This window comes from Pontibacter aquaedesilientis (assembly GCF_014773225.1).
GTDB classification, from domain to species: Bacteria; Bacteroidota; Bacteroidia; order Cytophagales; family Hymenobacteraceae; genus Pontibacter; species Pontibacter aquaedesilientis.
Window position 1 is genome coordinate 1 of record NZ_JACXAJ010000010.1, and the last position, 14,080, is coordinate 14,080.

Here is a 14,080-nt window from a genome sequence, read left to right on the forward strand (position 1 = left end):
TTTTACTACCTTCATACTGTGGCAGTAGGGGCAATTTACCTGGATAGTTATCTCGCACATAACTTCCTGTAAACACCCTTGCTGCCATACTTATTCCCGCATCATACATTGTAGACCACAACCAATATTTTTTTCTGAGGAGATCTTCTTTTGCATTACGTGTCCTGCCGGCACAAATTACGACCGAGCCTGTCCGCTGCTATCGGGCATAAATTTCAAGGCTGTATCCTGTACCTGTTGTAGGATATTCCGCAGGACTGGGCTTTTGTCATCTTTCCTCCAGGTTACATAAAGGTTTACGGTGTAAGGCAGGGTAATAAAACGGACGTTGGGCAGCGCACTAAATGAATAGGAATAAGGCAGTATGGTTACGCCGAGCCCTTTGGAAACCAGTCCAAGGGTCATTCCCCCATAGTCGGTTTCGATATACACATTTGGGCTAAAGTGGTGATCTTCAAAAATCTGACGCAGGCTTGACACATAAAACGTGGTGTGCGTCAAACTTGACAATATAAACTTCTCGTCCTTTAAGTCCTGCAGTCCACCGAAGTTATGCTCATTTAAGTGATGGTTGGAAGGAACGGCCAGCGCAAATGGCTCGGAGTAAAGGCAAATTGATTGCAGTGCCGGGTTTTCTGCGGGATCTCGCCTGAAAGCAATGTCCATTTGGTAACTCAGAAGTAGTTGTTCAAAACTGATATCGGTTGGCTCCACCAAATCGACCTTTAGCTCAGGCAAGCTGTGCGAAATTCGGGTGATGAGCTCAGGCATAAAACCATAAGCAATAGAACCGGGGTATCCGATTCTGACAATGCCATATGCGCCTTCGTGAATCTTTCTTGCCTGCAGATGCATCCGATTGATCTCATCCAGCAACGGCGTCCACTGCTCTCTCAAAAAAGCCCCCGCAGCGGTCAGCTTCACGCTTCGCTTGCTTCGCTCAAAAAGCTGAATGCCTATTTCATCTTCCAATGCTTTTATTTGCCTACTCAGTGCTGACTGGGTGATGAACATGCGCTCGGCCGTGTTCCAAAAATGCAGCTCTTGTGCCAGTGCCAGGAAATATTTTATCTGCTGAAGATCCATTTGAACTGATTTGTTTTTCGCATTAGTCAAGCCAATATTAGCATTTTTATGACCAGGCGCACCTACTTACTTTGCAATAAACAATAATAGTCGATTGCCATGTTGTCATTACGTAAATATCTGGGTGAAGCACTTGGTTGGGCCGGCGCCTTCTTTTCACTCTCGGCTTTCAGCCTGAACAGTCTGAATATAATCAGCAGCCAATCGGTGGAATACCTGGCAATGAATATCTTTGGCTGCTTTTTCCTGATCTTATACGCTGTGTCGAAAAAGGCACACGCCAGCTGGGTGCTCAATTCCATTTGGCTGCTCATGACGGCTATTGCTTTGGTCAGAATTTATATGTTCCATTAATACGCTGAGCTACTATACCTTTCCAGGTATATGAAGTGTCTCATAAAGTGGAAATATAAGGTATAAGAATTACTCAAAAAGCCCTGTAAACGAAAACTTACAGGGCTTTTTGATGGTGCCCACGCTGTGTTTGTTATTCGGATTATTAATTTGTGAGCTATTGGCGTTGCTTCAGATATTTCAGAAATTAAAGAGCCGGATAATTCCAGTCAGCAGCAATTGCAGTAATGCCGTGTTTTTGCTATGTTGCAGAAAATTTCCGGGGTGTAGCGTAGCCTGGTATCGCGCCAGCATGGGGTGCTGGAGGTCGTGGGTTCGAATCCCGCCACTCCGACAGAAAAGGGCCTTTACAACGTGTAGAGGCCCTTTCTACTGACGCAAAAGTGACGCAGAATCTTAGGCAAAATTGCCCCTCTGAGAACTCTAAGCCATTTTTTACATCTCTAGGCACTTATAGTGGAGTTTTTTAACCCGTCATCTTTCAATCTGCATTAATTACCTACAGATGCCACGTAGATTTTGCTTAATCAGAAAGCAGACATTTCCTTACCCCATAAGTCCAGACTTCTTAATATAGATTCTAACGACCTACCTTTTTTTGTTAATTCGTATTCGACTTTTGGAGGAACTACGGGGTATACTTTCCGAGTAATAAGCTCATCCTTTTCTAGTTCTCGGACAGTTTGAGTAAACATTTTATTAGAAATTTCTGGAATCTTATGTTGGAGTTCGCCAGAACGAACAGGTCCTTCCAACAGATGGAACAAGACAAGAGGTTTCCATTTTGTTCCAATCAATTTCATCGTATAGTTAAGAGGACAATAAATTTTACTCATCTCAAAATCATAAAATATTGGTTATCAGCAAATAACTCTTTTAGTAACCTATATCACTTTTAGGTAACTTATTGACATACAGACAAATATACTCTTATTTTGTAGTCTAGAAAATAAATTACCAGATATGAAAAAAGAAGAAACCTACCCAAGGTCGTTTTCACACATTGGAATTACAGTGCCAAACATTAAAGAGGCTGTGAAATTTTATTCAGAAGTAATGGGATGGTATACAATAATGGCACCTTCAACAGTTAAAAAAGAAAGCGATACAGCTATAGGACAAATGTGTATTGATGTTTTTGGTGAAGATTGGGAGCAATTTGAAATAGCGCACCTGTCAACATCAGACGGAATTGGAATTGAATTATTTTCCTTTCCACATGGAATCAAAGAAACTCCAGAATTTAATCCATTCAGTACAGGTTTATTTCATTTTTGCGTCCAAGATCCAAACATCGAAAATTTAGTTGATAAGATTGTTTCAGCAGGTGGTAAGCAGAGAATGCCAATTAGAGAATATTATCCAAATGATAAGCCTTACAAAATGTGTTATGTTCAAGATCCTTTCGGTATTGTATTTGAAATTTACACACATAGCTACGAGCTTACTTATTCTTCTGGAGCATATCAAAACTAAGCACCAATGGGTAACACTGGCTCATCGCAAATAATAAAGGGTGTCTTACAAGCATGAGTGACTTATAATCTCAAAATTGAATCCCGCTACTCTGGTAAAAGAAGGGCCTGAAGAAAAACTTCAGGCCCTTCACTTTTGTTAGTTTTAAATTTAAACAGGTATATCCCTACCCATTTATACTACTAATAGGTTTTCTATACCTAAATCAAGTAGAGCCCGCAGCTTTTCAGGCGTGCAGCAGGGTAAACTCTCTGCCTTAATTTCTCTACCTAGCTTGTTCCGCTCCTGAACGGTCATGCAACTTGTTTGCCAAGGTGCTAACACGATATGTGCGACAAAAACAACAAAGACTGGCATACGCTATACCTACTCTTGAAACTTATTTTTAATAAAGGTGCATTAAAGGTCTATCTGAGTTTTAAAGTTCGTAACTTAGCCGCAATAGCCTTACCACTTTGAAGCGTTAAAGGCTTTTGCAATCTTTTAAAACTATCTTCAGAACAATCAATCATCAAGCTTCGTTTGGCCCAATCATGAACACTACGGCACAAGTACTAGAAAAAAACCGAAACCGCATTCTCGAACTATGGATGCAAAACCAATTATCAGAGGCATCGCTTCGTGATGACCTCATGACCAGCGAGGAATTGCAGCGTCAGTCACAGGACATGCTCGACGCCTTGCTTAGAGCCATCTCCAAGGAAAATTATGGCAACATTTACGCCCAGGAGTTTGAGCAGGTGACAGACACGCTACGCGACATCTCCATTACCAGGGCTCGCCAAGGCTTCAGCCCACGCGAGACAGGGGCTTATGTGCTCAGTCTTAAGAAAGCGCTCAGCGAAATCCTTGTTGAGGAGAGAGCCGAGGACCCGACCACGCTTTACAAAGAACTTATCGCCATCAATAATCTGCTCGACAACCTGAGCATCGTTACGTTCGAGACATTCATCAAAGGCCGCGAAGAGGTGATCTTGCGCCAGACAGATGAGATCAGCGAGATATCCACGCCTGTGATCCGTGTATGGGACGGCATTCTGGCCCTGCCGATCATCGGTACACTGGACAGCGCCCGCACCCAGATCGTAATGGAGAACCTACTGCAGGAGATCGTGAACACAGGCAGCAACATTGCCATTCTGGATATTTCCGGTGTGCCTGCCGTCGACTCGCTGGTAGCTCAGCACCTGATCAAAACAGTAAGCGCTACACGCCTGATGGGGGCTGAGTGTATTATCAGCGGTATACGTGCTGAGATTGCGCAGACCATTGTGCACCTGGGGATCGACCTTTCCAACATCAAGACCAAAGCCAGCCTGGCAAGCGCCCTGCAACTGGCCTTCAGCATGACCAATCTGGAAGTGCGCCGTTCAGAAAAAAAACTAGGACTAAATTTCTCAAGATAGATCGATGGAAAGGATACCAATTTTAAAAATGGGCCCTTTCCTGCTGGTGACCATACAGGTGGATCTCTACGACAGGCTGGCCCTGAACCTAGAGAATGACCTGATCAGTATGGTTAGCCAAACCGGGGCCCGCGGCGTGCTGATCGATATTTCAGCCGTTAGCATTGTCGACTCTTTTATGGGTCGTATTTTGGGGAACATTGCCTCCATGTCACGCATAATGGATGCGGAGACAGTAGTAGTAGGTATGCAGCCTGCCGTAGCTATCACGCTGGTAGAACTAGGCCTGACACTGCAAGGCGTCTACACCGCCCTGAACGTAGAAAAGGGCATGGAACTTCTAAACAAAAAACTGGGATCAGACCTGGCACAAGACGAGGACGAGGAGGACGACCAGGATGATCGTGATGAGTAAAGACACGATGGAAATCGTGCGTGAGCAGGATGTCGTCCCTTTCCGAAACCGTGTGCGCGAATTCTGCACCCGGATCGGGATGAGCCTTGTGAACCAAACTAAATTAATTACCGCCGCAAGCGAACTGGTGCGAAACATGCTCAAGTATGCAAATGGTGGAGAAGTACTGCTGGAAATTGTCAGCCAAAATGCCAAAACCGGCGTAAGACTTACCTTTACGGACCAGGGGCCTGGTATATCGGACATCGCTCTGGCTATGCGCGACGGTTTTTCGACTGGCCGCAGCCTAGGGCTCGGACTGCCTGGCACCAAGCGGCTCGTCAACGAGTTTGATCTGAAAAGCCAACCTGGTCAGGGCACCACTGTTACTGTTATCCACTGGAAACATGGACGTTAACCAACATTACCGATTTACTGTACCGGACAGAAGCTTCGCTAGCTTAACAAAAAAAGACATTACCCGACTTGCTGAAAGTTTCGCCCTCTCAGAGGCGGCTGTCGGCAAGGTCAACATCATTGTGTCTGAGATGCTCACCAATCTGGAGAAATTTTCTCCGGAGGGAGGTGAGCTGTTGGTAAAAGCCATCGGCAAGCCAATCAAAGGAATAGAGATCATCTGCCTGGACAACGGGTCGGGTATGAGCGACCCGGCCCGCATGATGGAGGATGGTGTTTCCACTTACGGGTCTGCCGGCGAGGGGCTGGGAGCCATCAAAAGGCAATCAGACGTATTCGACCTGTACTCCTACCCCCAGGTGGGCACCGTGATCGTAACACAGGTATACAAGAGTGGAAGTGTGCCGCGCCTCTCCAGCCATCGCTACGAAGTTGGCAGCGTGATGGTATCCAAGCCCAAGGAAGTGGATTGTGGCGATGGCTTTGCGGTGATCCATAGAGAGAACGGCGTATACCTGTTGGCCCTGGACGGACTCGGGCACGGTACAAACGCCAAGGATGTAGCGCAGCTTGGTGTCAAGACTTTCTGCGATCATCCACAGAGCGACCCGGCCGAAGCCCTGCGTACTATCCACGGCAACATACGTCGCACACGCGGTGCTGTGGGCTTTGTCGCTTTTATCGACACCTACCAGCATCAGCTCAACTATTGCGGAATTGGCAACATAGCCGGTAAAATGTTCTCCATGGAGGGCGGTATCGGGAATGTGCCTTATAAAAGCGTGATCTCCTACAATGGTATCCTAGGCCACAATGTTCCCGGAACCTTCAATAACCAGCAGTTGGAGTGGAGCCGCAACAAAATACTGATCGTGCACAGCGACGGACTCAAGTCACGGTGGGATCTCAACAAATACCCAAACCTGCAGCGGCACATGGCAACCACCATTGCAGCCGTACTTTACAAAGACCACAGTCGGCATACTGACGACACACTCGTACTGGTATGCAAAGCCAAAATTTGATACCATGCAACGGAGCCTTCTCAAGATAAACATCTCCAATGAACTCGATGTCGTGCTGGCCTATAAGCGGGCCATGCAGCTCTCGGAAAAAACAGGCATGACCCTGTCTAACCAAACCAAGTTTGCGACGGCCGTATCAGAGATTTGCCGCAATGTGGTGGAGCATGTAGGCAGTGGAACGATTCAGTTCAGTTTGGTTGGCGAAGGAGGAATCAATTTACTGGAGGCCATTGTATCGGATCGGGGCAGGGGCATCGGCAACCTGGATTATATTTACGAACGGGCTCATTTTGGTGCCAGCCACACTGGCAAAGGGATGGGCATCGTGAACTCCCGCAAGCTGGTCGACATCTTTAAGATAAAGACTGAAAACGAGCAAGGGACACATGTGACATTGCGCAAGCGCATACCTGCCAAGGCCCCGATTATTACCAAGAGCCTGCAAGAGCTGTGGTTGCGCGAGTTTGATGAGGACAAGGACATATCGCCTTACGAAGAGATCAAGAAGCAGAACATACAACTCCTGGATCTGCTAGAGAAGCTTCGTATCCGCAACCTGGAGGCAGAACAGCAGTTGCAGGAGATACGTCGCCTGAACATCCAGCTGCAGCAATCGAACTCGGAAATACAGTTGCTGTCTGAGGAGAAAGAGCGGAAGAACCTGGAGCTGCAGAAAGTAAACGACGACCTCGACGCCTTTGCCCATACCGTATCGCACGACCTGCGGGCCCCGCTGCAGAACATCAACGGAATTGTCAACTTGTTTGAATCCTGCCTGAAGGCGGCCAACCCGGAGGAAGCTGCTTCCCTGTTGCCGATGTTGCGCGAGCAGGCCTACAAAATGGACAAGATGATCACAGGTATACTGGCCTACTCGTTAGCCGGCCACCACAGCCTGCACCGCCAAATTGTATCTGTACGCCAGGTACTGCACAAAGTCATGGAGTCGCTTCATGTCCCTGCTTCCGTCAGGGTTACCTTTTCTGAAGAGCTGCCGGTGCTTTACACGCAGGAAATCTACCTTTACCAGATTTTCAGCAACCTAATCAACAACGCTGTGAAGTACCATGACAAGCCGGAGGAGGCTAAGATTGACATTTACTGTGAGCAACACCCCCATCAGCTTCGGTTTATAGTACGGGATAACGGGCCGGGCATATCACATGAAGACCAGAAGCAAATTTTCAGCAAGTACGAGGCGCTTGGCCATAACCTGACCCGAAATGACAGCTCAGGTCTGGGGCTTGCCATTGTGAGGCGCATCCTGAAAGAAAAAGCCGGCACAGTCTGGGTAGAATCTAAAGGGAGAGGTTCCAGGTTCGTCTTTACCTGGCCTCTAAACGAACTTGTGACTGAACAGGAGACGGACTAAACAAAAAAAGCCTGCACACTTTAAGTATGCAGGCTTTGGTTTTTCATAAGGTTCAAAACTAGTCTTTATTTTTCCTTTGGTTGAAGAACTCAGCCAGTATTTCCTTCACATCGTAGACCGTCAACGCCTTTGAGTAGTGCTTCTTTACCTTTTTGAAGCTCTTGATTCGCTCCAAGTCATAGAAACTAGCCGAAGAGGTGAGCATCAATATGATAACATGGTCTGACGAGTCAAGCCCCTGCCGCTGGTACTCTTCCAAAAACTCAAAGCCATCCATTGTCGGCATTTTGATGTCCAAAAAGATCAGGTCCGGGCATTTGTAGGTTTCCACGCGCTTTTCGCCACAAGCTTTCGACAAGTAGTCAATCGCCTCTTTGCCGTTTTTCAACACCATCACCTCTTTGGCCACCTGCATATCATTCAGCAGGCGCTTATTCAGATAATTTGTTGTGTCATCATCGTCCACCAACAATACTAAATCAAGCATTTCTGATGCTCCCTTCATAGATGTAGTTTTTTCTATAGTTCTAGTTTACTGGCTGCCATGCAAGTCCCAACTATACAAGCTGCGGAGCTGACAAAAAAACCTTGCTTTATTCTCTTCCCAATCCTTGTTATGGCTAGTTGTGGCACTAACATATCGAAAACAATTAATGTTCAATATAGCCAAAATTAAAAGCGCTCCAGGTATAGGGGTATTATGAGTAGGCGATGCATGCAGTATCCCCAATTATCGCAAATCTACAACATAGACGCCGAATTAGAAAGTATGGCTTTGGCAATCTTATGTTAAACTTTGAATCTGCTGTCAGCCAGCGTCGGGAAAATAAGATCCAACTTTATAGCCCTACATCTTCACAAGCAATGCCTTCCAATCATTAAAAACAATACGAGGGAATACTTATCGTTTCCCTAAACATAATAGCATACATCCTTTTAAGAGCTTTTTGAGTATTTAGAGGAATACTGCCAGCCACTGGCTACTACAAATCGATTGATAACCGACATAAGACATGGACACTTATAACCTGAAACCAGAAAACATGCGGGCTCCCAAAAACCTCACCCGGGAAGAAATTGAGAAAAGTCTAGACGAACTGGATCACAAGATCAAGATCCTGAAAGGGCGCGTAAACGCGACGGCAGCCGACTCCAACCATACCTACCACGAGCACATTGCGGCCCTGGAGGCCAAGCGGGAACTGATTGCCCAGAAACTCGGCGACCAGGAAGACACCCAAAGCAAATGGCAGGGCCTGCGCGACGGCCTCGACAACCTCAAAAAAGACATGGACGACCTGTTCAAATAAGGCAATCTCCTCAGACAAGAAAGCCCCGGCACCTGTCAGTGTCGGGGCTTTGCATAGGCAGGCTATACCTGGCTTAGTTCATAGCAGGCTCACGGAAACCTACCCACGTAAAGCGTTTGATCACAAACTCCGGGTTGGTGAACGAAGCGTTACCCGCTGGGTTGCCACCCGTCACATGGAAGTCAGAGAAGCTGGCGTTCTGGTTCACATAGATACCGCCTGTCAGGTTGAAGCTCACTGGTGTTCCCGCCAAACTCATCTCATCCATAATCTTCTCTTTAGTGTCCTCGTCTGTGGTGTAGGCACCGCATGAAATTGCACCGTAGTTCATGGCCATCTCTTTGGCCAGCTCAATAGACTGATCCGTGTTTTTGGTCTTGATAACCAGAGCAACCGGCCCGAACAACTCACGGCTGTAGCTTTCCTTTTCGGTGGCGTCCACCTCATAGATCACAGGCGTACAGGTACGGGCATTGGCAAACATCGGGTTGCTGAAATCGCAGGTGCTCAGTACTTCTTTGCCTTTAACAGAAGCGGCCTCTTTCACACGCTCCGACGTAGCCGGATTTTGGATGGCACCTAATATGTGCGGACCTGCCTTTGGGTTGTTCACCAGCCCGGTTACTGCGTCGGCCAGTTTCTGTACTACCTCCTCGTAAGGCACGACCTCCCCGTTTACCTGCACACCGGTTTCTGGCACAAAGAAGTTTTGCGGAGCCGTGCACATCTGGCCGGAGTAAAGGCTTAGCGAGAAAGCCAGGTTCTGGGCCACTTTGTCCAGGTCCTGTACCGAATCCAGTATGATGGAGTTTACGCCGGTTTTCTCCGTGAATGTGGTCTTGCCAGGCAGGCTCTCTATGTAGTTTCCGAACTCTGTTCCGCCTGTATAGTCGATCAGCTTCACCTTCGGGTTTTCAGCCAGCTCTTTCGTGATCAGGTGATCGTCGGCGTCAACAGCCAGTTGGCAGATGTAAGGGTTCAGCCCATTTTCGGCCAGCACCTTCTGCACTTCCGCCACCACCATCGCGATTGGCAACACCGCCTTCGGGTGCGGCTTGATGATAACCGGATTGCCGGTAACAAGGCTTGCATACATGCCCGGCACTGTGTTCCAGGTCGGGAAGGTAGAGCAGCCTATTACCAGGCCTATACCTTTCGGAACGGCACGCCAGCTTTTGTTCAGCTTCAGGTTATATTTGCCCATTGGTTTCTCCCACTCCATGTGCTCCGGGAATCGGGTCTGCTCTTCGTAACCGGCTGCAATGGCCTCTAGGGCACGGTCAGCGGCATGTGGGCCCGAGGCCTGAAAGGACATCATGTATGCCTGTCCGGTGGTGTGCATGGTGGCATAGGCAATCTCAAAGAAGCGGTTCTTCATGCGCTCCAACGACTCGACCAGCACGGCGGCACGGTCGGCGGGTTTCACCTTGCGCCACTCATGGTACGCTTCGTCAGCACGGGCAATCAATGTATCGACACTAAAATAGGGATATTTTACGCCAAGCGGCTGCTGCTCGTAAGGAGATTCTTCCTGCCCTACCCAAGCTGTTGGGTTTTCTTGCAACAACTCTGTAAATTTGTTGTTCAGAAAAGCTTTGTACTTCTCACGGCCCTCTTTGTCAGCATTTTCACCATAGATTTCCGGCATCGGATTTTCTGGATACTGCGCAAAAAAACTCCGCGTATGCAGTGCTTTCACAGCTGTATCTATGGTAGATAAATGTTTATTTTTCAATTCTGACGTCATAGTATTTTTTTTATATAATTAAACACATATATTAGAATCAATTGTTGGAAAGTTACGTATTTTTTTGATAAGCGCGGGATGCTGGATTGAAATTTCGCCGCGCTCTTTTTGCTAACACCGGGCCTTCGGGTCTTTTTACCTAATAGTTTAATTATGATCTAATGTTTACCCCTTGGCCAGTGCTTAAACGCTGTTTAACAAGTATATTTTTCTTTTTAGCCTCTATGGTATACCTAGCCGCTCAAGAGCTGCCGGCCGGTAGAGCGATAGGCAGTGCCACCAAACCCTATACAGTAGTCTATAAACTAAAGGCTCCCCAAGGCAGCCAGTTGCGTACGGCCTCCGGCAATACGGCTTTGCTGCAGGCAGCACTGGAGCACGTGGGCGCTAAATCCGTTCATCAAAAATTTCCGGGTAAGGCTCCCTCCGCCAATGCCCGCAAAAGCAACTCGGACCTCTCCCTGATTTACGAACTCTCCTACAACCCCAGCCAGTCCTTTGAGGAAGTGCAGCGCACGCTCATGGCCACTGGCATGGTGGCCTATGTAGAGCCGCTGTACCAGCGCGTACCGCTCTACCAACCTAACGACCCCTCATCTGACTCTACCAAAACCACGCAGGCATACCTGAAACTGATAAAGGCCTATAGTGCCTGGGGCGTTGTGAAAGGCGACACCAACATCGTGATCGGCATACTGGACACGGGCTTCCGCCTCACCCACGAGGACATCAAGAAGAAAGTAAAGATCAATTACGACGACCCGATTGACGGTATAGACAATGACGGCGACGGTTTGGTAGACAACTACAATGGCTGGGACTTTGCCGACAGGGACAATGACCCAAACGATGACTCGCCCTGGAAAGGGCATGGCGTAGGTGTAGCTGGTGCAGCCATAGGCGACTCTGACAATAAAGTAGGAATTGCCAGCGTGGGATTCAACACCAAGTTTATACCGATCAAAGTATTCCCGTCTACGGCAGTTGGAAGCTTTGCCGGATATGAGGCCATCGTGTATGCCGCCGACAAGGGCTGCAGTATCATTAACCTGTCCTGGGGAGGCGAGGGCTCATCACAGTATGAGCAGGACATCATCAATTACGCCGTATTCGAGCGTGATGTGGTGATCGTGGCAGCTGGAGGTAATACCAACGCCATGGTGAACATCTACCCGGCTGCCTACGACAATGTGCTCTCTGTGGGGGGCATCACCAACGATGTGAAGACCAAAAACCACACCTGGAACTACAGGATAGACATTACTGCGCCCAGCGCCAGTGTGTATACCACCTCCATGACCCGCGATAACTCCTATGCAAACGGAACCGGCACTTCCTATGCCTCTCCTATCGTGGCTGGAGCCGCGGCCCTGGTGCGCTCACGACTGCCCCACCTAAATGCCATGCAGGTAATGGAGCGCCTACGGGTTACATCCGACGATATTTACCACCTGCCAGGAAACGCGCTCTACTTAGAAAAATTGGGGAAGGGCCGGTTAAACGTCAAAAGAGCAGTAAAGGATTTGCAGGCTAAATCTGTTCGCTGTACGTCTTTTGAAATTGCACACAAAAAGGCCGCTCAGGTAGGCGACACCCTGCTTATCCATATTAACCTGACCAATTACCTCGATCCTACCAATGCATTGCAGGTAAAGCTATCCAGTTCTTCTCCATTCATTACCATCTTGCAGGAGGACTTTACGCCCGGAAAGATCGCCACACTGGCTTCTGTCCATAACACCAGCCGCCCTTTTAAAATAGTGGTGAACCCAGATGCTCCGGTTAACGCCCTGGCTACTTTCAGACTGGGTTATGTCGATGGCAACTACACGGATTTCCAATATTTCCAGTTGCCTGTCAACCCGGATTACATCACCCTGACGGCCAACAACCTGCAGATTACGCTCAACAGCAAGGGAAACCTGGGCTATAACGGCTACAACTTCAAACAAGGCATAGGTATTACCTACAAAGGCAGCAGCTCCATGCTCTTTGAGGGTGGCCTGTTGGTCGCCTCAGATCCAACCCGCGTATCTGACAATGTGCGTAACGCTTCGTGGCAAACAGACAATGATTTTGTACCCGCCAACTCCATCCGCCTGTACCACAACACCAACTCGGCTGACCAGGAAATAAGGGGGTTGATGCAGGACAAACATCCGGCTCCAGATCAGGCGGGCGTTCAGGTTAAGTACAAAGGGATGGCCTGGAGCCAGGAGCAGGACGCCGATTACATTATACTCGAATACCACATCACGAATATCACAAACGATACCATCAAGACCCTGCATGCTGGTCTTTTTGCAGACTGGAACATTGGCGACCAGTACCTGAATGTTGCTGACTGGGACGAGAAAAACAGCATGGGGTACGTCTATAACCTGGGCTATACCCTGCCCTATGCGGGCATCAAGCTACTCTCAAAAACCGCCCCCTCCTATTATGCTATCGACAACCTGGCAGGTGGTTCCTCCACTTTCGCCATTGCGGATGGTTTTAACACGCAAGAGAAATACAGGTCACTCTCAAGTGGCGTGACCCGAAAAAAGGCTTGGGGAAGCGGCAGCGGAAACGATGTATCGCATGTGGTAGGAACCTCGGCCAAGAACTTGCCGCCAGGAGCCACTCAATTAGTGGCCTTCGCTGTTGTGGCCGGCGACAATTTAGAACAATTGAAAAAGCACGCCGGGGCTGCCCAGTTGCAGTACCAACGCCTGAAATCCGGACCGGCTCCGGTGGTAAAGGGGGATACAGTATGTGCAGGGTCTTCGGCCACTGTCACTCCAACCGGAGGAACGAAATTCAAGTTTTTTGCCGACAAGGAAAAAGTGACCCTATTGGCCACGGGCGCCAAGTACCAACTGCCTGCCCTGAGCCAAAGCACGGTGGTGTATGTATGCAACGCTGACTCCCTGTTTGATAGCCCGCTGGTTTCTGTTGCCTATACCGTGGCAAGCGCCCCCGAAGCCAAGTTCAGCATTGCGCAGGAGCAAGAAAAATTACAGGCGGGTCAGCTTATCAGCTTTAGAAATGAAAGCAGGTATAGCAAGACCTGGCGGTGGGACTTTGGCAATGGCGACACTTCCACAGACAAAGAGCCTTTGTATACCTATGCTGCACCCGGCAACTATGAGGTGAAACTCGTGGTAGGCAGTGACTACGGCTGTAATAATGATACAGTCAGCCGACGGATTGAAGTACTGGAGTCTGCCCCTACTGGAATTGAAGATGAGGAGAACGGAGCTTTTATGCTATACCCCAACCCTGCCAGCAATGAGCTGAGGCTGTCATTGCCTTCCGGGGGGGCTGCTCCCATGCTGTCTATGTTCGATGCCTTGGGCAAACGGGTGACACCACCCCTGCGAGCACTTAGCCAGAAAGAAGCCGTTTACGATCTGACAGGTATAGCCGAAGGGGTTTACATCGTCCGGATCACTTACAAAGACAACACCCTTGTTAAACGCCTGGTCATCATGCGGCCATAGTTTAGAAG

The 14,080-nt window shown here is 48.4% G+C and carries 13 protein-coding genes and 1 tRNA gene; 10 read left to right on the plus strand and 4 right to left on the minus strand.

Annotation, left to right across the window (positions count from 1 at the left end):
* Positions 1–177: 177 nt before the first annotated feature.
* A complete protein-coding gene (locus H9Q13_RS15840; protein WP_191184791.1) occupies positions 178–1,086 on the minus strand; it encodes a LysR family transcriptional regulator in 909 nt (302 codons plus the stop codon).
* Positions 1,087–1,185: 99 nt separating this feature from the next.
* Here H9Q13_RS15840 and H9Q13_RS15845 point away from each other — a divergent pair, with 99 nt between their 5' ends.
* The gene (locus H9Q13_RS15845; RefSeq protein ID WP_191184792.1) at positions 1,186–1,440 is read left to right on the plus strand and encodes a CBU_0592 family membrane protein; all 255 of its coding nucleotides are present in this window, start codon (positions 1,186–1,188) and stop codon (positions 1,438–1,440) included.
* Between the two features lie 260 nt (positions 1,441–1,700).
* A tRNA-Pro gene (locus tag H9Q13_RS15850) sits at positions 1,701–1,774 on the plus strand.
* A 193-nt stretch (positions 1,775–1,967) separates the two neighbouring features.
* On the opposite strand, the gene H9Q13_RS15855 is transcribed toward H9Q13_RS15850, so the two are convergent.
* Positions 1,968–2,276 (minus strand): winged helix-turn-helix transcriptional regulator, encoded by a 309-nt coding sequence (locus H9Q13_RS15855; protein WP_191184793.1) that lies wholly within the window; start codon positions 2,274–2,276, stop codon positions 1,968–1,970.
* A gap of 127 nt (positions 2,277–2,403) precedes the next feature.
* Here H9Q13_RS15855 and H9Q13_RS15860 point away from each other — a divergent pair, with 127 nt between their 5' ends.
* From H9Q13_RS15860 to H9Q13_RS15885, 6 genes are all read left to right on the plus strand, one after another.
* Complete coding sequence (locus H9Q13_RS15860; RefSeq protein WP_191184794.1) at positions 2,404–2,916, plus strand: lactoylglutathione lyase family protein; 513 nt, start codon at positions 2,404–2,406, stop codon at positions 2,914–2,916.
* A 533-nt stretch (positions 2,917–3,449) separates the two neighbouring features.
* On the plus strand, positions 3,450–4,322 hold the full coding sequence (locus tag H9Q13_RS15865) for an STAS domain-containing protein (RefSeq protein ID WP_191184795.1): 873 nt from the start codon (positions 3,450–3,452) through the stop codon (positions 4,320–4,322).
* A 4-nt stretch (positions 4,323–4,326) separates the two neighbouring features.
* Positions 4,327–4,737 (plus strand): STAS domain-containing protein, encoded by a 411-nt coding sequence (locus H9Q13_RS15870; protein ID WP_191184796.1) that lies wholly within the window; start codon positions 4,327–4,329, stop codon positions 4,735–4,737.
* Positions 4,730–5,134 (plus strand): anti-sigma regulatory factor, encoded by a 405-nt coding sequence (locus H9Q13_RS15875; protein WP_191184797.1) that lies wholly within the window; start codon positions 4,730–4,732, stop codon positions 5,132–5,134. The genes H9Q13_RS15870 and H9Q13_RS15875 overlap by 8 nt, the downstream gene beginning before the upstream one ends.
* On the plus strand, positions 5,124–6,158 hold the full coding sequence (locus H9Q13_RS15880; RefSeq protein ID WP_191184798.1) for an ATP-binding protein: 1,035 nt from the start codon (positions 5,124–5,126) through the stop codon (positions 6,156–6,158). Before H9Q13_RS15875 ends, H9Q13_RS15880 begins: the two co-directional genes overlap by 11 nt.
* Before the next feature lie 4 nt (positions 6,159–6,162).
* On the plus strand, positions 6,163–7,530 hold the full coding sequence (locus tag H9Q13_RS15885) for a sensor histidine kinase (protein WP_191184799.1): 1,368 nt from the start codon (positions 6,163–6,165) through the stop codon (positions 7,528–7,530).
* 58 nt (positions 7,531–7,588) lie between these two features.
* Here H9Q13_RS15885 and H9Q13_RS15890 read toward each other — a convergent pair whose 3' ends face one another.
* A complete protein-coding gene (locus tag H9Q13_RS15890) occupies positions 7,589–8,035 on the minus strand; it encodes a response regulator (protein WP_191184800.1) in 447 nt (148 codons plus the stop codon).
* A gap of 508 nt (positions 8,036–8,543) precedes the next feature.
* On the opposite strand from H9Q13_RS15890, the gene H9Q13_RS15895 reads away from it, so the two are divergent.
* Entirely contained in the window at positions 8,544–8,840 is a 297-nt protein-coding gene (locus H9Q13_RS15895) for a sll1863 family stress response protein (protein WP_191184801.1), read from the plus strand.
* A 73-nt stretch (positions 8,841–8,913) separates the two neighbouring features.
* On the opposite strand, the gene paaN is transcribed toward H9Q13_RS15895, so the two are convergent.
* Positions 8,914–10,587, minus strand: coding sequence for a phenylacetic acid degradation protein PaaN (gene paaN / locus H9Q13_RS15900; RefSeq protein WP_191184802.1), 1,674 nt, complete (start codon positions 10,585–10,587; stop codon positions 8,914–8,916).
* Between the two features lie 224 nt (positions 10,588–10,811).
* Here paaN and H9Q13_RS15905 point away from each other — a divergent pair, with 224 nt between their 5' ends.
* The gene (locus H9Q13_RS15905) at positions 10,812–14,072 is read left to right on the plus strand and encodes a S8 family serine peptidase (protein WP_224744334.1); all 3,261 of its coding nucleotides are present in this window, start codon (positions 10,812–10,814) and stop codon (positions 14,070–14,072) included.
* Positions 14,073–14,080 lie beyond the last annotated feature (8 nt).

Excerpts from the sequence above, each read along its gene's own strand:
- H9Q13_RS15840 (WP_191184791.1), bottom strand. The coding sequence starts at position 1,086 with ATGGATCTTCAGCAGATAAAATATTTCCTGGCACTGGCACAAGAGCTG.
- H9Q13_RS15845 (WP_191184792.1), top strand. The coding sequence starts at position 1,186 with ATGTTGTCATTACGTAAATATCTGGGTGAAGCACTTGGTTGGGCCGGC.
- H9Q13_RS15855 (WP_191184793.1), bottom strand. The coding sequence starts at position 2,276 with ATGAGTAAAATTTATTGTCCTCTTAACTATACGATGAAATTGATTGGA.
- H9Q13_RS15860 (WP_191184794.1), top strand. The coding sequence starts at position 2,404 with ATGAAAAAAGAAGAAACCTACCCAAGGTCGTTTTCACACATTGGAATT.
- H9Q13_RS15865 (WP_191184795.1), top strand. The coding sequence starts at position 3,450 with ATGAACACTACGGCACAAGTACTAGAAAAAAACCGAAACCGCATTCTC.
- H9Q13_RS15870 (WP_191184796.1), top strand. The coding sequence starts at position 4,327 with ATGGAAAGGATACCAATTTTAAAAATGGGCCCTTTCCTGCTGGTGACC.
- H9Q13_RS15875 (WP_191184797.1), top strand. The coding sequence starts at position 4,730 with ATGAGTAAAGACACGATGGAAATCGTGCGTGAGCAGGATGTCGTCCCT.
- H9Q13_RS15880 (WP_191184798.1), top strand. The coding sequence starts at position 5,124 with ATGGACGTTAACCAACATTACCGATTTACTGTACCGGACAGAAGCTTC.
- H9Q13_RS15885 (WP_191184799.1), top strand. The coding sequence starts at position 6,163 with ATGCAACGGAGCCTTCTCAAGATAAACATCTCCAATGAACTCGATGTC.
- H9Q13_RS15890 (WP_191184800.1), bottom strand. The coding sequence starts at position 8,035 with ATGAAGGGAGCATCAGAAATGCTTGATTTAGTATTGTTGGTGGACGAT.
- H9Q13_RS15895 (WP_191184801.1), top strand. The coding sequence starts at position 8,544 with ATGGACACTTATAACCTGAAACCAGAAAACATGCGGGCTCCCAAAAAC.
- paaN (WP_191184802.1), bottom strand. The coding sequence starts at position 10,587 with ATGACGTCAGAATTGAAAAATAAACATTTATCTACCATAGATACAGCT.
- H9Q13_RS15905 (WP_224744334.1), top strand. The coding sequence starts at position 10,812 with ATGGTATACCTAGCCGCTCAAGAGCTGCCGGCCGGTAGAGCGATAGGC.